Here is a 17,324-nt window from a genome sequence, read left to right on the forward strand (position 1 = left end):
CCGATGAAACCCTTCGCCTATCTCGCCGTCGCCGCCATCGCCCTGTCCGCCTGCGGCCAGAAGACCGAGGGTGAGGCCGCCAAGGCCGGTCCCAGCGCCAGCGGCCGTGACCAGGTCTGGGCGGCGGGCTCCTCCACCGTCTTCCCGTTCGCCACCCGCGTGGCCGAAAACGTGGCCCGGACTGGCGGTGGGAAGGCCGCCAAGGTCGAATCGCTGGGCACCGGCGGCGGCTTCAAGCTGTTCTGCGGCGGGACCGGCGCGGCCTTCCCCGACGTCGCCAACGCCTCTCGCCAGATGAAGAAGTCCGAGTTCGAGCAGTGCGCCGCCAACGGCGTCGTCGACATCGTCGAGATCAAGATCGGCTTTGACGGCATCGTAGTGGCCAACGCCAAGGGCGGACCGACCTACAATTTCAAGCTCGACCAACTCTATCGCGGCCTGGCCGCCGAGCTCCCGGCCGGGGCGGGCTACGCCAAGAACACGGCCAAGAGCTGGAAGGACGTCGACGCCGCCCTCCCCGCCCAGGCCATCCTGGTCTACGGCCCGCCGCCGACCTCGGGCACCCGCGACGCCTTCGCCGAACTGGCCCTGGAGAAGGGCGCCCGGAAGATTCCGACGCTGGAAACCCTGCGCGGGGCCGACGAGGACGCCTTCAAGGCCAAGGCGCACACGATCCGCAACGACGGCGCCTGGGTCGACGCGGGCGAGAACGACAACGCCATCGTCCAGACCCTGACCAAGACGCCCAACGCCCTCGGCGCCTTCGGCTACTCGTTCCTCGAGAACAACATGGACACGGTCAAGGCGGCCACGGTCGACGGCGTCGCCCCGAGCTTCGAGACCATCTCCAACGGGACCTATCCGATCTCGCGCTCGCTGTTCATCTACGTGAAGAAGGCCAATATCGGGGTGATCCCGGGCCTGCGCGAATACGTGAACGCCTTCGTCTCCGACACCGCCACCGGCAAGGGCGGCTACCTGCAGCAGCGCGGTTTGATCCCCCTGGGCGCGGAGGAGCACGCGGCGCAGAAGGCCGCGGCGACGGAACTCACGCCAATGGCGGCGCCTGCGAAATAGCGGTTCAGCCCGCCAGCGCCCCAGAAGCCTTCAGGGCGTCGATGTCGGCGCCCGAGAAGCCCCAATCGCTCAAGGCCTCGGTGTCGTGGGCGCCGATGGCGGGCGGCGGACCCTGGATTGCGCCTGGCGTGGCGGAGAACCGCGGCGCGGGCGCGGGCTGGGTGACCCCCTCGACCTGGACGAAGGTCTGGCGCGCCACGTTGTGGGGGTGCTTGGGCGCCTCGTCGAGGTCCAGCACCGGAGCGAAGCAGACGTCGCTGGCGTCCATGACCTCGCACCACTGGGCCTGGGTCTTCTTGGCGATGACCTGGCCAAGCTTGCCGCGCAGCGAGTCCCAGCTCCCCCGGTCCATTTGCTTGGCGAACTCGGGGTCGTCGATCCCGGTCTTCTCCAGCAGCAGGGCGTAGAACTGCGGCTCGATCGAGCCGATCGATATCCATTTGCCGTCCGCGCACTGGTAGGTGTCGTAGAAGTGCGCGCCCCCATCGAGCAGGTTGGCGCGCCGCTCTTCCTTCCAGGCGCCGCCGGCCTTGAAGCCGTAGAACATGGCCATCAGCGAGGCCGCGCCGTCGCTCATCGCCGCGTCGATCACCTGGCCCTGGCCGGTGGCGCGCGCGTGGATCACGCCGGCCATCAGGCCGAACGCCAGATAGAGCGCCCCGCCGCCGAAATCCCCGACCAGGTTTAGGGGCGGGATCGGCTTGTCCTTGGTTCCTATGGCGTGTAGCGCGCCGGTGATGGCGATGTAGTTCATGTCGTGGCCGGCGGCCTTGGCGTAGGGCCCGAACTGCCCCCAACCGGTCATGCGCCCGTAGACCAGCTTCGGATTGCGCGCCATGGCCACGTCGGGGCCCAGGCCCAGCCGTTCCATGACCCCGGGACGGAAGCCTTCGAACACTGCGTCGGCGCCCGCCATCAGCTTCAGGCAGGTCTCGATGGCCGCAGGGTTCTTAAGGTCCAGAGCCACCGAGCGACGCCCGCGGGCCGTGATGTCGGCGGGCGACGAACGCCCAGACCCCTTGCGGTCGATCCGCACGACGTCGGCGCCGAGGTCCGACAGCAGCATGCCGCAGAACGGACCGGGCCCGATCCCGGCGAATTCGACGACCTTCAAGCCGGTCAGCGGTCCCTGGCGCATGGAAACTCTCCCTAGATTCCGACCATCCTGCCCCGCTGACGCCCCGTCAGCCAACCGTCAGCCGCCGCCGGGCAGCGACTGTCCGTCATCGATGGTGATCAGGGTTCCGGCGATGGCGCGGGCCCCCGGGCCGCACAGCATCATCAGGGTGGCGTCCAGATCGGTCGCCTCCATCAGGCGGCGGCGGGGGAAGCCCTTGAGCTGCTTCTGTCCACCCTCGGTCGCCCACCAGTCGGCGTTGATGTCGGTCTCGATATAGCCCGGAGCGATGGCGTTCACCGCGATCCCACGCCGCGACCACTCCCGCGCCAGACTCTTGGTCAGCATGGCCACCGCGGCCTTCGAGGCGTTGTAGGCGGAAAGCCCCGGCAACACCGTGTGGCTGGCGATCGAGGCGATGTTGACGATCCGGGCGGTCCCGGCGTCCGCCACGCCCGAGGCGAACATGCGCTTGGCCGCCTGTTGGGCGGCGAAGAACACCCCGCGCACATTGACGTCGAACGTGCGGTCCCATTCCTCGATCGTCAGGTCCAGGGCCAGCCCCTCGCCGCCGACCCCGGCGTTGTTGACCAGGATCGAGATCGGCCCCAGGGCCGTCTCGATCGCATCGAAGGCTGGACCGATGGAGTGGGCGTCGGCCACGTCCAGGCTCATCGCCATGGCCCGTCCGCCTTGCGCCGTGATCTCTCCAGCCAGCGCCTCGACCATGTCCAGGCGCCGGGCGGTGAGCGCGACCGCGGCGCCGTTTTGCGCCAGCAACCGGGCGAAATGCGCCCCCAGCCCACCCGACGCGCCAGTGATCACGGCGACCCGTCCTGCCAACACCTGTTCCATCCCCTGTCTCCTTCACCCTGTGACGCGGCCGCGCTGTCGTCCGCGCGCGCCGCCTGTATAGTCTGCGGGCGCTTCGATTCCCGTCCATCCTGGGCGTGAACATCGAAGGGGGTTGCGTCAAGGGTTCTAGGAATGGCGGCAAGCGTCCAGGCGCGGGTCCTGATTGTCGCGCGCGATGACGCCCTGGCGGGACCGCTCGCCGAGGGCCTCGATCGGCTGGGCTGGCGCACGGTCACGGCGCGCGGCCCCTATGCGGCGCTCGCGGCGTTGGGCGACCTCAATATCGAGGCCGCCATCATCGACCTGGCCAGCGGCGGCCACGAGGCCCTGACCATGGCGAGGCGCCTGAAGGCCGCCTGCGCGCCGCGCCGCCTGCCGGTCGTCGCCATCGGCGATCCGGAGCCCGAACTCGAGAGCTACGATTTCGACCTGACCCTGGCCGCGCCCATCCACCCGGCCCAGGCCGTGCTGCGTCTGGAGACCCTGGTCCGTACCGCGGTGGCCGAGGAGGAGTTCGAGCTGCGGCGCGAGAGCTTCAGCGAGCGCGGCGGCTGGCTGGACCTGCCCGAGCCCGACACCAGTCCCTTCCAGGTCCTGGCCATCGGCGAGCCCGCGCCGCAGTTCCTGGCGCTCTCCAATGCGTTGGCCGGTTCCGGCGCCGAGATCGTGGGAGCCTTCACCGCCTATACGGCCTTCGACTACCTGCACGAACGGCCCTTCGACGCCGTGGTGCTCTGGGCCGGAGACAATAGCCAAGAGGCGCTTTCCATCGCCGCCGGCATGCGCCGCAACACCCGCCTCTATCACACGCCCGCCCTGCTCTACATGCGCCAGGAGAGCTATGTGACCATGTCGGAGGCCTATCATCGCGGCGTATCCGACGTGGCCTCGCCCGAGACGCCCGAGGTGGAGACCGCCAAGCGGGTGATCGAGCTGGCCCGCAGCTATCGCCGCCAGACGGCCGTCCGCAAGGCGTTGGAAAAGGCGCGCTCCTCGGGGCTGATGGACGCCTCGACCGGCCTCTTCACCCGCGACCTGTTCGCCCACCACTTGAGCCGCCTCGCCCAGGCTTCGCGCCTGCGCAACCGGCCGCTGTCGGTCTGCGTGCTGAAGGTGGCCGAGAAGCAGGACATCAGCGCGGCGCGCGCTGGGGGCTGGCTGGACCGCGCAATCCCACAGATCGGTTCGATGATCGGCCGGCTGGTCCGCGTCGAGGACACCGCCGCGCGGCTCAGCCCCGAGGTCTTCGCCCTGGCCCTGCCCGCCACCCCGCAGGCCGCCGCCCGCGCCGCGGGAGAGCGGATCGCCGCGGTGATCGGCTGCACGGCCTTCGAGGCCGGCGACGGCAAGCCGCCCTTCGTCATTGAGTTCGATATTGGCGTGGCCGAGGTCGGTGGCGCGGAGGGCGCCGGCAGGGCGCTCGAAGAGGCCGCCGCCCGCGCGCATCAGCAGGCGGGTTGAGCCGTGGCCGGGGCGACGCGGACGCGGCCTGCATGACGGAGCCGGCGTCCCTCTGCGTCAGCGCTCTGCAAGATGGCAGGCTGGGGCGCGATCTCGCATCCTTTGCGCCGACCCACGTGGTGTCGCTGCTCGACCCGACTCTGCGCCCCGACCCTGCGCCCCGACCGGGTTCCGGCCTTCGCGCCGCACCTGAAGGTCTTCCAGAGAGACTTCTACGATCTCGAGGACGCAACGGCTGACGGACCTGTCCGCCGCGTCATCCACGAGATGGTCGACTTCCTCCAGGACTGGACGGAGGGCGCTCCGGGCGCTCGCTTGCTGTGCCATTGCCACATGGGCGCCAGCCGCAGCACGGCCGCCGCGTTCATCGCGCTCTGCATACGGCGGGGCAAGGGGATGGAAGCAGAAGCTTTCGAGACCTTCCTGCGGGTCGTCAACAAGCCCTGGCCTAACCTGCGGATGGTGACGCTGGGAGACGATATTCTCCAGCGCCAGGGCGCCATGGTCGCCGCCCTGGAAACCTATCGCGCAACCTATCCGCGCCGCATCCTGGCCTATCGCCGCCTGAACGCGCGGCGCGGGATTTACCAGTAGGCGCTTAAGCGGCCGTCAGTTTCGCCAGCTCCGACAGGACCCGCTCGGCGGCGCCCAGGCGCTGCTCGGGGGTCTCCCATTCGCCCTTCACAACCACCTTGTGGTCGGGACGGATCCGCCAGGCCACCTGGTTCTTCTGAATGAAGCCCACGAGACCCATGGGGTTCTTGAACTCGTCGCCGCGGAAGGTGACGACCGCGCCCTTCGGCCCCACGTCGATCTTGGCCACATTGGCTTCGCGGCACAGGCCCTTGATGGCCACAACCTTGAGCAGTTGTCCGGCTTCCGGCGGCAGCGGACCGAAGCGGTCGATCATCTCGGCGGCCAGGGCTTCGCGGTCGCCCGACTTCTCGGCGTCGGACAGGCGGCGGTAGAGCGACAGGCGGACATTGAGGTCCGGCACATATTCCTCGGGGATCAGCACGGCCGCGCCGGTGTTGATCTGCGGCGACCAGCCGCGATCGGTGGCGCCGTCGCCCTTGCCGGCCAGGGCCTTCAGCTCGTTGACGGCGTCCTCCAGCATCTGCTGGTAGAGCTCGACCCCGATCTCGCGGATGTGCCCCGATTGCTCCTCGCCCAGCAGGTTGCCGCCGCCGCGCTGGTCCAGGTCGTGGCTGGCGAGCTGGAAGCCCGCGCCCAGGCTGTCGAGGGACTGCAGCACCTTTAGACGCCGCTCGGCCGACAACGTGATCTGCTTCTCCGGCGGCGTGGTCAGATAGGCGTAGGCCCGCGCCTTGGCCCGGCCGACCCGCCCGCGGAGCTGGTACATCTGGGCCAGGCCGAACATGTCGGCCCGGTGGATGATCATGGTGTTGGCGGTGGGGATATCCAGTCCGCTTTCCACGATGGTGGTCGAGAGCAGCACGTCATACTGGCCCTCATAGAAGGCGCTCATCACGTCTTCGAGCTGGGTCGGGGCCATCTGGCCGTGGCCGACTACGTAGCGGACCTCCGGGGTTTGCTCGCGCAGGAACCGCTCCAGCTCCGGCAGGTCGCTGATCCGCGGGGCGACATAGTAGGCCTGGCCGCCGCGGTACTTCTCGCGCAGCAGGGCCTCGCGGATGACCACGGGATCGAAGGGCGTGATGTAGGTGCGCACGGCCAGGCGGTCGACCGGCGGGGTGGCGATGATCGACATCTCGCGGATGCCCGACAGCGACATCTGCAGGGTGCGCGGGATCGGCGTGGCGGTGAGCGTCAGCATGTGCACGTCGGTGCGAAGCTCCTTGAGCTTCTCCTTGTGCTTCACCCCGAAGTGCTGCTCCTCGTCGACGATCACCAGGCCCAGGTTCTTGAACCCGACCTGCTTGGACAGCACCGCGTGGGTGCCGACCACGATCTCGACCTCGCCGTTCTTCAGCGCCTCGCGGGTCTCGTTGGCCTCCTTGGCGGGAACCAGGCGCGACAGGCGGGTGACCTTGACCGGCCAGCCTTGGAACCGCTCGGAGAAGGTCTTGTAGTGCTGGCGCGCCAACAGTGTCGTTGGCGCGACGATCGCGACCTGCTGGCCGCACATGGCGACCACGAAGGCCGCGCGCAGCGCGACCTCGGTCTTGCCGAACCCCACGTCGCCGCAGATCAGCCGGTCCATCGGCTTGCCGGCCGAGAGGTCCTCCAGCACGTCGCCGATGGCGCTGAGCTGGTCGTCCGTCTCCTCATAGGGGAAGCGGGCGCAGAACTCGTCGAACACCCCGTGCGGCGGGACGACGGGATCGGTGGTCTTGGTGGCGCGTTCGGCGGCGATGCCGATCAGGCCCATGGCCATGTCGCGCAGGCGTTCCTTGGCCTTGGCCTTGCGCGCCTGCCACGCCGCCCCGCCCAGGCGGTCGAGTTGCACGCCCTCCCCGTCCGAGCCGTAGCGGGTCAGGAGGTCGATGTTCTCCACCGGCAGGTACAGCTTGGACTCGCCGCCGTAGTGAAGCTCAAGGCAGTCGTGCGGCGCGCCCTGGACGTCGAGGGTTTTCAGGCCCTCATAGCGGCCGATGCCATGATCGATATGGACCACCAAGTCGCCCTGGGTGAGCGCGCTGGCCTCGGCCAGGAAGTTGGCGGCCCGCCGGCGGCGGCGCGGACGGGCCAGCCGGTCGCCCAAGATGTCGGTCTCGGAGATGACCGCCAGGGTCTCGGTCTCGAAGCCGGTCTCCAGCGGCAGCACCACCCGCTGCGGGATCTTGGGATCGGCGGCCTTGGCCGCGTCCCAATAGGGCGCCAGCGAGATGTTCTTCAGGCCGTGGTCGGCCAGCATGGCGCCCAGGCGGTCGGACGAGCCATCGGACCACGAGGCGAACAGCACCCGCTTGCCCTTGCTCGCCAAAGCCTTGGCGTGGTCGGCGGTGGCCTCGAACAGGTTGACGCTGTCACGCTGGCGCTCGGCGATGAAGCTGCGGCCCTGTCGGGCGCCCATGTCGACGACGGTGTCGCCCTCGGCCTCCTGGAACGCGGAAAACCGGCGCGTCGCGCGGCGGGACAAGCGTTCGCGCCACTCCTCGCCGGTCATGTAGAGCTGGTCGGGCGCCAGCGGGTGGTAGTGGACCCTGCGGTCGGCCTGGGCGCGGGCGTCGTAGGCGTCGGCGATCATCGCCAGGCGTTCGTCGCGGGATTCGCCGGCCAGATGGTCGGTGGCGATCAGGGCCTCGGCCGGCAGGTAGTCCAGCAGGGTCGCCATGTCCGGGTAGAACAGCGGCAGCCAGTGCTCCATGCCCGCTCGGCGGCCGCCGCCGCTGACCGTCTCATAGAGCGGATCGCCGCCCGGGGCCCCGAAAGCCTCCACATAGCCGCGCCGGAACCGAGTGATGCTGTCCTTGTCCAGCAGCACCTCGCTTACCGGCAGCAGGGAGACCTCCTTAAGCTGACGGGTTGAGCGCTGGGTTTCCGGATCGAAGGCGCGGATGGACTCCAGGGTGTCGCCGAACAGGTCCAGCCGCACCGGCTCCTCGGCGCTGGGCGGGAAGACGTCGATCACCCCGCCGCGGATGGCGAACTCACCGCGTTCCGAGACCGTCGAGGCCCGCTGATAGCCGTTGATGGCGAAATAGCGCTCCAGGTCGCCGATCTCGACCACGTTGCCGGTGCGCGCCGAATAGGCCGCGCCCTCCACGACCGCCTTGGGCGGAACCCGCTGCAGCAGGGCCGGGACCGTGGTGACCAGCAGCGTCGGCTTCTTGGCGTCGAGCCCGTGCGCCAGGCGCCCGAGGGTGGTCATCCGCCGCGCCGCCGCGCCCGCCGACGGGCCGATCCGGTCATAGGGCAGGCAATCCCAGGACGGGAACTGCATCACCTCGACCTGGGGGGCGAAGAAATTGAAGGCGTCAACGAAGGCCGAGAGGCGCGATCCGTCACGGGCCACGAAGACCGACAACCCGCCGCGGGCCTTGACGATGTCGGCCATCACCAAGGCGTCGAAGCCCTCCGGCGCGCCGACAAGGTCGAGGCGTCCGGGGTCCTGGGCGATGCGTCGGTGGTCGGCCGCCGTCGGCGCACGCGCGCCGTCAGCCGCCATGATCGTCGCCTCGGGCTTCATGAGCTTCGAACCGGAACGCCTTGATCCGGTTCAGGACCGGCCCGTCGAATTCAGGCGGCGTGGGGATCTGCCCGACGATCCACTGGTACAGATCGTGGTCCGGCTGATCGAGGAGAACCTCGAACACGTCGAGCTCGGCGGGGCTCAGGCTGGAGACATGGTTTTCCGCGAACGGCCCCAGAATGAGGTCCGCTTCCCTGAAGCCACGGTGCCAGGCCCGGTACTTCAGCTTTTTCAGCCGGGTTTCTTCGCTCGTCATGGAGAGCGGCGGATATAGGCCTACCCGCGCTCAGGCGCCAGCGGGTTCGTTCAGTCGCCGCCACGCCAGGTGAAGGTGACGGTCTTGAACGGGGTGTCGCCCACCTGCAGCGCGCCGGTGATCACCGGCGGGGCGTCCTTGCCCTTGAGCTGCGCGGTCTTGAGGGCCGCTGCGTCGATCTTGGCGTCGAGGCGCACCTCGCCCAGCTTGTCGTCCTTGCCGACGAAGCGGACCATCTCGTCGTTCAACGCATAGGCGGTGGGCAGCACCCGCAGCTTCACCGAATAGCTGGTGTTGCCGAGCGCGTTGGTCCGCGCCGGGCTGGTGATGTCCTGGAACTCCATCATCACCGGGCCGTAGGTCTTGGTCCGCTTCCCGGCCACCCAGTCGCCGAAGCCGATGGGACCGGCGATATGCAGGTGGTCGAGCTTGTACTTGCCCCCGACTTTCACCTCGCCAGTCGGGTAGTAGTACCCGAACAGGTCCTGCTTCTGATCGTGCTTGAACCCGGTGAACGTCGGGTCGGCGGGGACGGCGGGCGGGGCGACGGGCCCCGCGGCCTCTTCCTCGGTCTTTGCAGAAGGACCGCTGCAACCGGATAGGCAAACGGCCGCAAGCGTGGCGAGCACGATCGAGCGCATCTGATTCCCCCCAATTTATGCATGGAGATCATCATGGGCGCGCAGAGCTGTCCATGGTCGCGCTATGCTGCGCCATGCGGCCCGAGATTCTGTTCCCGCTCTATGCGCCCGTCACCTCGCTGAAGGGGGTGGGCGCGCGCGTCGCGCCCCTGCTGGAGAAGCTCGCCGGGCCGGTGGTGCGCGACGTGCTCTACCTGCGGCCTCATTCCGTGGTAGCCAGAACCCGCGCCACCGCCAACACCGCCGTCGAGGGCGCGGTGCAGATCTTCGAGGTGCAGATCGACGCGTACAAGCCGCCCCGGGCGCCGCAGCAGCCCTGGCGCATCGAGACCTATGACGGCACGGGCGTCCTGACCCTGGTGTTCTTCGGCAGCTTCGGCGGCCAGCTTCCCGCCAAGCATCCGCTGGGGTCCCGGCGTGTGGTCAGCGGCAAGGTCGAGCGCTTTGGCCTCAACCTCCAGATCGCCCATCCCGACTACATCCTGCCGCTGGAGAAGGCCGGAGAGATCCCCTTGTTCGAGGCGGTCTACCCCGCCACCGCCGGCCTGCCCGCGCGCACGGTCCGCAAGTTCGCCCTGGAGGCCCTGGAACGCGCCCCGAACCTGCCCGAGTGGCAGGACGCCGCCTGGCTGGCCCGGGAGAAGTTCCCGCCCTGGCGCGAAGCGCTCGCCCTGGCCCATGCGCCGACCAGCGAGACAGACATGGCGCCGCAGACGCCTCACGCCCGGCGCCTGGCCTATGACGAACTGCTGGCGCACCAGTTGGCCATGGCCCAGCGCAAGGCCGAGCGCCGCGCCGAGCCCGCCTCCCCCATCCAGGCCTCGCTCCTGGCGCAGAAGGTCCGCGCCGACCTGCCGTTCAGCCTCACCGGCGCCCAGGAGCGGTCGCTGGCCGAGATCCGCGCCGACCTCGCCGCCGGCGAGCGGATGAGCCGGCTGATCCAGGGCGATGTCGGTTCGGGCAAGACCGTGGTGGCCATGCTGGCCATGGCCGACGTGGCCGCGGCGGGCGGCCAGAGCGCCCTGATGGCGCCGACCGAGATCCTGGCCCGCCAGCACTTCGAGACCGTGTCGGGTCCCTTGTCGGAACACGGAATCACCGCGGTCCTGCTGACCGGCCGCGACAAGGGCCTGGCGCGGGCCGACAAGCTGCGGGCGCTCGCCAGCGGCGCGGTCCAGGTAGCGGTCGGCACCCACGCCCTCTTCCAGGACGAAGTGGCTTTCCAACGCCTGCAGTTGGCCGTGGTCGACGAACAGCACCGCTTCGGCGTGGCCGAACGCCAAAGGCTGCAGGCCAAGGGCGAGGCTGTCCACCTGCTGGCCATGTCCGCCACGCCCATCCCGCGCACGCTGGAACTGACGGTCTACGGCGATCTCGACGTCTCGCGCATCGACGAGAAGCCCCCCGGCCGCACGCCGGTCGCCACCCGCGCCGTGCCCATGGGCCGGGTCGAAGAGGTCGAGGCTCGCCTGCGCGACGCCATCGCCGGGGGGGCCCAGGCGTTCTGGATCTGCCCGATGGTCTCTGAGTCCGAACTGGTCGACCTGAAGGCCGCCGAGCAGCGGTCCGCCGAGCTGCGCCAGAAGATCGGCCCCGGCGTGGGCCTCGTCCACGGCAAGATGACCGGGCCGGAGAAGGACGCCGTCATGGCCGACTTCGCCGACGGCAAGATCAGTCTGCTGGTGGCCACCACGGTGGTCGAGGTCGGGGTCAACGTGCCCAACGCCACCATCATGGTCATCGAACAGGCCGAGCGCTTCGGCCTGGCGCAGTTGCACCAGCTCCGCGGCCGGGTCGGCCGTGGCCGCCGCGAGAGCGCCTGCGTGCTGCTCTACGATCCGCCGCTCTCGGAAACGGCCCAGAGACGGCTCGACATCCTTCGCAAGACCGACGACGGCTTCGTCATCGCCGAGACCGACCTGGAGCTGCGCGGCGGCGGCGACGCCCTGGGTCTGCGGCAGTCGGGATTCCCGGCCTATGTGTTCGCCGACCCCTTCGCCCACCGCGACCTGATCGCCGCGGCCGGGGACGACGCGCGGATGATCGTGGCGCGGGACCCGGACCTCACCTCGGAGCGCGGCAAGGCCCTTCGCATCCTGCAGGAGCTGTTCGACTGGCGGGCCGGCTCGCCCTTGAAGGACGCCGGCTAGCTCACCTTGACCATCCGCTTGCCACGGTTCTCGCCGGCGAGCAGGCCGACCAAGGCGGCCGGTGCGTTCTCCAGGCCCTCGATGACGTCCTCCAGCACCTTGAGCTTGCCGGTTTCCACCCAGGACTTGAGCTCCGCCAGCGCCTCGTCGCGCTTGTCGTCGAAGTCCGAGACGATGAAGCCGCGCAGGTTGAGCCGCTTGGTGACGATCAGGCCGGGCACGCCGCGCGGTCCGTGCGGCGGCGCGGTCCCGTCGTACTGGGAGACCGCTCCGCAGCAGGCGATGCGGCCGAAATTCTTCATGTTGAACAGGCAGGCTTCGAAGATGTCCCCGCCCACATTGTCGAAATAGACGTCGATCCCGTCGGGACAGGCGGCCCGGATGGCGCGGCGGACGTCGCCGGCCTTGTAGTCGACGGCCGCGTCGAAGCCGAGCTCATCAATGAGCCAGGCGCACTTGTCCGCCCCGCCGGCGATCCCCACGACCTTGCAACCCTTGAGCTTGGCGATCTGGCCGACGAGGGAGCCGACGGAGCCCGCCGCGGCGGAGACCACCACGGTCTCGCCAGGTTGGGGCTTGCCGCATTCCAGCAGGCCGAAATAGGCGGTCAGCCCGGCCACGCCGTAGACGCTGATCAGGTGGGTCACCGGCTTGAAGTCCGGCAGCTTGTGGAGCCGCTTGCCGGGCAGGACCGCATAGTCCTGCCAGCCGGTGTCGGCGAACACCATGTCGCCCGGCGCGAGGTTTGGGGACTTGCTCTCGACCACCTCGGCCACCGAGCCGCCGGCCATGACGTCGCCGGCCGCCAGCGCCGCCCGATAAGTGGCGCCCTGCATCCAGGCGCGGTTGGCGGCGTCCAGGGAGATGTAGCGCGTGCGCAGCAGCACCTCGCCGTCGGCGGGGCTGGGGCGCTCGCCCTCCGTCAGCCGGAAGTGTTCGGGCGTCAGCTTGCCCTGCGGAAGCTGGTCGAGAACGATCTGTCGGTTGGCCATGGCGCATCTCCCATCGCGCTCTTCGGGCGCGTGGCGCGACGATGGGCCTCTCGAGCGATCCCGGTCAATCGATCCTGGGTTTCGGCAAGGCGTGATGGGCCAGCAGGGCCTCGACCCGGCCGAGCGCGTCGGTCTCGAGATCGGCGTAGAACAGGTTGTAGGCCGGCGCCTTGCGACGGTCAGTCCACGACCCCGACGGCTTCAGCGAGGCCGACTTCGGCCGCGAGACGCGCACGACCCCGCCCACGCAGCGCGCCGAGACCTGGCGGGTCAGGAAGGCGGGCCTGGCGCCCCATTCCAGGCCGGTGGCGTTGGCCGCCCCCTGGTTCAGTTTCGCCGGCGCCTCGGCCGTGCTGACCGCGCCCAGCAGCGGATTGAAGCAAATCGGAACCCGGCCGTGCAGGTTCACCAGCTGACCGGAGGACCAGACCAGCGAGCGGTCGAGGATCATCTGCGCCCGCTCCGGCTCGTTCTCGAAGGCCTGCGCCCAGGCCGCCATGCATCCGGGCTGGCGCGGAGCCAGGCATGGCGCGATCGGCGGAGCGTCGGCGGGGACCACGGTGTCGATCAGATAGGCGCCGGCGAGCCTGGCCATGACCGCCGGATCGGTGGCCACCTCCTCCGCCAGCAGCCGTGAGGCCAGGGTGCCGCCCTGCTCCACCCCCACGATCACGAACGGACGGCCCCGGTTGTCGTTGGCCAGGTAGTGGCGGAAGGCCGCGGCCACGTCGCCATAGGCGAACCGCCGGGCTTCCTTGGCGTCGTCGCGCAGGGTCATCAGCGTGTAGAGGCTGGCCTGGCGGTAGCGCGGCGCGAAGATCCGCCCCACCCGCACGAAGGGACCCGCATAGTTCGGCGCCATGACCTGGCGAAACAGCCGATCGGCCTTGGGATCGTCGATCGGCGCGTTCCAGTGGCGGCCGCCGTCGAAGAGGGTCGGCCCCACGAAGAACACATCGGCCTTGGGGGCCGAGGCGGGCGGGACCGCGGGGTTCTCGGGCATCAGCGCCCAGGCGGCGCGCAGGCGGTAGTCCGGGGCCGCCGGTGGATCGTAGGTCTGAAATGGCTCCTTGGGGTCCAGGCTGGTGCGCAGAATGTCGTCGCGCCAGACGAAGGCCGCCGCCGCGATCAAGGCGGTGAAGACCAGCACGCTCGCGAACACCAGCCTCTTGAAGCCTTTGGGACGAGCCGCCATGCCCGCCCTCGCCTACCGGTAGGGATCAGGCTGGGAGAGGTAGCGGGTCACGTACTCCCCAACCCCGTCCTCCAGACTGGTCATCGGCTGGTTGTAGCCGGCGGCCCGCAGCCGCTCCATCTTCGCCTGGGTGAAGTACTGGTACTTGTCGCGGATCGCCGGCGGCATTGGGGTGTACTCGATCTGAGGCGCGCGGCCGGCGGCGTCGAACACAGCCTTGGCCATGTCCTCGAAGGTCCGCGCCTGGCCCGAACCCAGGTTGTAGACCCCGTTGACCTGCTCGCTGGCGGCCAGCCAGGCCACCACGTCGGCCACGTCGCGGACATAGACGAAGTCGCGGGCCTGGCCGCCGTCGGCGATCCCTTCGCGATAAGATTTGAAGAGCTGCACGGCGTGCCCGTCGCGGACCTTGGGCCAGACCTGCGAGGCCACCGACTTCATCGAGTGCTTATGCTCCTCGTTAGGGCCGTAGACGTTGAAGAACTTCAGCCCGACCCATTGCGGCGGCGCATAGTCGCGCGCCGCCTGACGGGCCGCGAAGAGGTCGAACAGGGCCTTGGACCAGCCATAGGCGTTCAGCGGCCGCAGCGCGGCGAGACTCTCCACGTCATCGGCGTCGTCGAACTCCGCGACATCGCCGTAGGTCGCGGCCGACGACGCGTAGACGAACCGCCGCTGGCGGTCGGCGCACCAGCGGAACAGGTCGCGGCTGAGACCGAAGTTCGTATGGATGATCTTGTCGGCGTCCGGTTCCGTGGTGGACGAGATCGCGCCCATGTGGACCACCAACTCGACGTCGCGCCAGCGCTTCTCCAGCCAGTCGAACATGTCTTCCGGCGCCACGAAATCCCCAATGGGATGCTTGGCGATATTGCGCCACTTGCCCAGGTCGGCCTCGTGCAGGTGGTCGCAGATCACCACGTCGAGGCTCGGGTCCTCGGCCAGCTTGGCGGCGATATTGGAGCCGATGAATCCGGCGCCGCCGGTCACGAAGATCATCCGCCGGGTCATGCCTTCTCCTTCATTCGGCTGATGGCCGCCGTGGTCGAATAGCCGTCGACGATCTCGGCCAGCCTCACCTCGCCGCCATAGGACTTCACGAAGGCGCCGCCCACCACCTCGTCTTCAGAGTAGTCCGCGCCCTTGATCAGCACGTCGGGTCGAGCGGCCTCGATCAGGGCCATGGGCGTGTCCTCATCGAAGGGCGCGACCAGGTCGACGCCGCCCAGGCCGGCCAGGACCATGGCGCGGCTTTCAAGCTCGTTCACCGGACGGCCCTCGCCCTTCAGCGCCTTGACCGAGCGGTCGGAATTCACCCCGACGATCAGCCGGTCGCACCAGGCCCGCGCTTGGCTCAGATAGGCCACGTGGCCGCGGTGGAGGATGTCGAAGCAGCCGTTTGTGAAACCCACCTTCAGGCCCTTGGCCCGCCAGCGGGCGATCTCCTCGGCCATCCGCTGGGGCGTGACGATCTTGGCCTCGGCCGGCGCCATGTGCGCGGCAAGCGAAGCCTCCATCAGCTCCTCGGGCGTGACCACGGCGGTGCCGGCCTTCCCCACCGCCACGCCGGAGGCCAGCATGGCGAACTGGATGGCGTCCTCGATCGGCACCTTGGCGGCGATGGCCAGGCCGAGCGCCGCCAGCGTCGTATCGCCTGCGCCGGAGGCGTCGAACACCTCGCGCGGCACGCCGGGGAAGTGGCGCACCGGCTCGCCGCGCACCGCCAACGAGATACCCTTGGCCGAGCGGGTCACCAGGATGGCTTTCGCCTCGCACAGCGACAGCGCGTGAGTGAGCGCCGCGGCGATCTCGTCATTGGTCGAGGTCGGCATGTCGGTGGCGTGGGCCAGTTCGGCGGCGTTCGGCTTGACGATGTCGACCGCGCCGTAGCGCGCGAAGCTGCGGGCTTTCGAATCGACGACCATGATCGCGCCCGTCGCCCGGGCCGCGGCGATGACGCCATCGGTGACCACGCCCTTGCCGTAGTCCGACAACAGAACCACGCCGACGTCCTTGGCCACGTCGCGCAGGGTGCGGATCAGGCGCTGCTCGACGTCGCCGCTGGCCGGGCCGCTGGTCTCCATGTCGACCCGCAAGAGTTGCTGGCCGCCGGAGACGAAGCGGGTCTTGAGGGTGGTCGGTCGTCCCGCGTCGGTGACGACAAAGCCCTCGACGCCTTCCTCGGCCTGGATCAGCCGCAGGGCTTCATGGCCCTCGGCGTCGCCGCCGATCAGGCCGATCAGCCGCACGTCGCCGCCCAGGGCCGCGGCGTTGCGGGCCACGTTGCCGGCGGCGCCCAGCATCACCAGCTCGCGCTGGCGCGCCAGGACCGGGATCGGCGCCTCCGGTGAGACGCGGGTCACCTCGCCATAGACGAAACGGTCGACCATCAGGTCGCCGACACAGGCGATGCGCGCGCCCCGGAGGGCGGCGAGAATTTGCTGGAGCGCCGAGAGGTCCATGGGACCTCAGGCTGCCTGGGCGCGGCGCTTGGCGAGCGCGTCATATTCGAGAAGTTCCGCCACCAGCGCCTCGAACTGATCCAATGGCACCATGTTCGGCCCGTCGGAGGGCGCGTTGTCGGGGTCTTCGTGGGTTTCCATGAATACCGCGGCCACCCCGACCGCCACCGCGGCGCGGGCTAAGACCGGCACGAACTCGCGCTGGCCGCCCGAGGTTGCGCCCTGGCCGCCAGGTTGCTGAACCGAATGGGTGGCGTCGAAAACCACCGGACAACCAATATCGGCGAGGATCGGCAAAGCACGCATGTCGCTGACCAGCGTGTTGTAGCCGAAACTGGCGCCTCGCTCGCAGGCCATGACGTTCGGATTGCCGGTGCTCAGCACCTTGGCGATCACATTTTTCATGTCCCACGGCGCTAGGAACTGGCCCTTCTTGACGTTGACGACCTTGCCGGTGCGGCCAGCCGCCAGCAACAGGTCGGTCTGGCGTGACAGAAAGGCGGGAATCTGCAGGATATCCACGACTTCGCCCGCCTGGACGCACTGATCGATTTCATGAACATCGGTCAGCACCGGCAGGCCAGTGACCTCGCGGATTTCAGCGAAGATCGGCAGGGCCTGACCAAGGCCAAGGCCGCGCTCCGTCGCCACCGACGTCCGGTTCGCCTTGTCGAACGAGGTCTTATAGATCAGCCCAACGCCAAGGCGTTGAGCCATCTCCTTCAAGGCTGTTGCGGTCTCCAGCGCGTGCTGCCGGCTTTCGAGCTGGCAGGGCCCGGCGATGATCGAAAGCCGCTCGCGATTACCGATACGCACAGTGGCGCCTGTGGGCGTAGCGATCTCGATGACGGCGTTGGGTTGGGTCACGGGCGTGGGTCCGACTGCTGGCGTAACCCGTTAAGTGGCGCGACCCCCGCCGCTTCACAAGCGCGAAAACGTGCCCATCTGAATCCTATGGCCGGCACGCGCCGTAGCTCCCCATGGCGGGGCCAGACTCGCTT

The 17,324-nt window shown here is 69.1% G+C and carries 14 protein-coding genes; 4 read left to right on the forward strand and 10 right to left on the reverse strand.

Translation table 11 applies throughout. The features are described from left to right. Window positions 1-3 precede the first annotated feature (3 nt). Entirely contained in the window at window positions 4-1,077 is a 1,074-nt protein-coding gene (locus Q8Q77_RS02880) for a substrate-binding domain-containing protein (protein WP_305580984.1), read from the forward strand. Window positions 1,078-1,081: 4 nt separating this feature from the next. Here the strand turns inward: Q8Q77_RS02880 and Q8Q77_RS02885 are convergent, their stop codons facing one another. Both Q8Q77_RS02885 and Q8Q77_RS02890 read right to left on the reverse strand, forming a co-directional pair. Then, complete coding sequence (locus tag Q8Q77_RS02885; protein WP_305580986.1) at window positions 1,082-2,215, reverse strand: CaiB/BaiF CoA-transferase family protein; 1,134 nt, start codon at window positions 2,213-2,215, stop codon at window positions 1,082-1,084. Window positions 2,216-2,272: 57 nt separating this feature from the next. Continuing rightward, complete coding sequence (locus Q8Q77_RS02890) at window positions 2,273-3,049, reverse strand: SDR family NAD(P)-dependent oxidoreductase (protein WP_305580988.1); 777 nt, start codon at window positions 3,047-3,049, stop codon at window positions 2,273-2,275. A gap of 132 nt (window positions 3,050-3,181) precedes the next feature. Here Q8Q77_RS02890 and Q8Q77_RS02895 point away from each other — a divergent pair, with 132 nt between their 5' ends. Together Q8Q77_RS02895 and Q8Q77_RS02900 are read left to right on the forward strand one after the other, a co-directional pair. After that, window positions 3,182-4,510 (forward strand): diguanylate cyclase domain-containing protein, encoded by a 1,329-nt coding sequence (locus Q8Q77_RS02895; RefSeq protein ID WP_305580990.1) that lies wholly within the window; start codon window positions 3,182-3,184, stop codon window positions 4,508-4,510. A 102-nt stretch (window positions 4,511-4,612) separates the two neighbouring features. Further along, window positions 4,613-5,104 (forward strand): hypothetical protein, encoded by a 492-nt coding sequence (locus Q8Q77_RS02900; protein WP_305580992.1) that lies wholly within the window; start codon window positions 4,613-4,615, stop codon window positions 5,102-5,104. A gap of 4 nt (window positions 5,105-5,108) precedes the next feature. Here Q8Q77_RS02900 and mfd read toward each other — a convergent pair whose 3' ends face one another. From mfd to Q8Q77_RS02915, 3 genes are read right to left on the reverse strand one after another with little or no spacing between them, the layout of a single operon-like run. Beyond that, a complete protein-coding gene (gene mfd / locus Q8Q77_RS02905; protein WP_305580994.1) occupies window positions 5,109-8,603 on the reverse strand; it encodes a transcription-repair coupling factor in 3,495 nt (1,164 codons plus the stop codon). Next, window positions 8,593-8,883 carry a succinate dehydrogenase assembly factor 2 gene (locus tag Q8Q77_RS02910; RefSeq protein ID WP_305580996.1) on the reverse strand — a complete coding sequence of 97 codons (291 nt, stop codon included), beginning with the start codon at window positions 8,881-8,883 and terminating at the stop codon, window positions 8,593-8,595. The genes mfd and Q8Q77_RS02910 overlap by 11 nt, the downstream gene beginning before the upstream one ends. A gap of 50 nt (window positions 8,884-8,933) precedes the next feature. Further along, window positions 8,934-9,524, reverse strand: a complete 591-nt coding sequence (locus Q8Q77_RS02915; protein WP_305580998.1) for a hypothetical protein — start codon at window positions 9,522-9,524, stop codon at window positions 8,934-8,936. A 74-nt stretch (window positions 9,525-9,598) separates the two neighbouring features. Between Q8Q77_RS02915 and recG the strand changes: the two genes are divergently transcribed. Next, the gene (recG, locus tag Q8Q77_RS02920; protein ID WP_305581062.1) at window positions 9,599-11,674 is read left to right on the forward strand and encodes an ATP-dependent DNA helicase RecG; all 2,076 of its coding nucleotides are present in this window, start codon (window positions 9,599-9,601) and stop codon (window positions 11,672-11,674) included. Here recG and Q8Q77_RS02925 read toward each other — a convergent pair. From Q8Q77_RS02925 to kdsA, 5 genes are all read right to left on the reverse strand, one after another. Next, window positions 11,671-12,666 (reverse strand): NADP-dependent oxidoreductase, encoded by a 996-nt coding sequence (locus Q8Q77_RS02925; RefSeq protein ID WP_305581000.1) that lies wholly within the window; start codon window positions 12,664-12,666, stop codon window positions 11,671-11,673. The two genes, recG and Q8Q77_RS02925, sit on opposite strands and share 4 nt — an antisense overlap. 64 nt (window positions 12,667-12,730) lie before the next feature. After that, the gene (locus tag Q8Q77_RS02930) at window positions 12,731-13,861 is read right to left on the reverse strand and encodes a DUF3089 domain-containing protein (RefSeq protein ID WP_305581002.1); all 1,131 of its coding nucleotides are present in this window, start codon (window positions 13,859-13,861) and stop codon (window positions 12,731-12,733) included. Window positions 13,862-13,873: 12 nt separating this feature from the next. Next, window positions 13,874-14,872, reverse strand: a complete 999-nt coding sequence (gene rfaD / locus Q8Q77_RS02935) for an ADP-glyceromanno-heptose 6-epimerase (protein ID WP_305581004.1) — start codon at window positions 14,870-14,872, stop codon at window positions 13,874-13,876. Further along, window positions 14,869-16,323 (reverse strand): D-glycero-beta-D-manno-heptose 1-phosphate adenylyltransferase, encoded by a 1,455-nt coding sequence (gene rfaE2, locus Q8Q77_RS02940; protein WP_305581006.1) that lies wholly within the window; start codon window positions 16,321-16,323, stop codon window positions 14,869-14,871. The genes rfaD and rfaE2 overlap by 4 nt, the downstream gene beginning before the upstream one ends. Before the next feature lie 6 nt (window positions 16,324-16,329). After that, window positions 16,330-17,190, reverse strand: a complete 861-nt coding sequence (gene kdsA, locus Q8Q77_RS02945; protein WP_305581008.1) for a 3-deoxy-8-phosphooctulonate synthase — start codon at window positions 17,188-17,190, stop codon at window positions 16,330-16,332. Between the last annotated feature and the right edge of the window lie 134 nt (window positions 17,191-17,324).

The organism is Phenylobacterium sp. (genome assembly GCF_030698145.1).
In the GTDB taxonomy this organism is placed as follows: Bacteria; Pseudomonadota; Alphaproteobacteria; order Caulobacterales; family Caulobacteraceae; genus Phenylobacterium.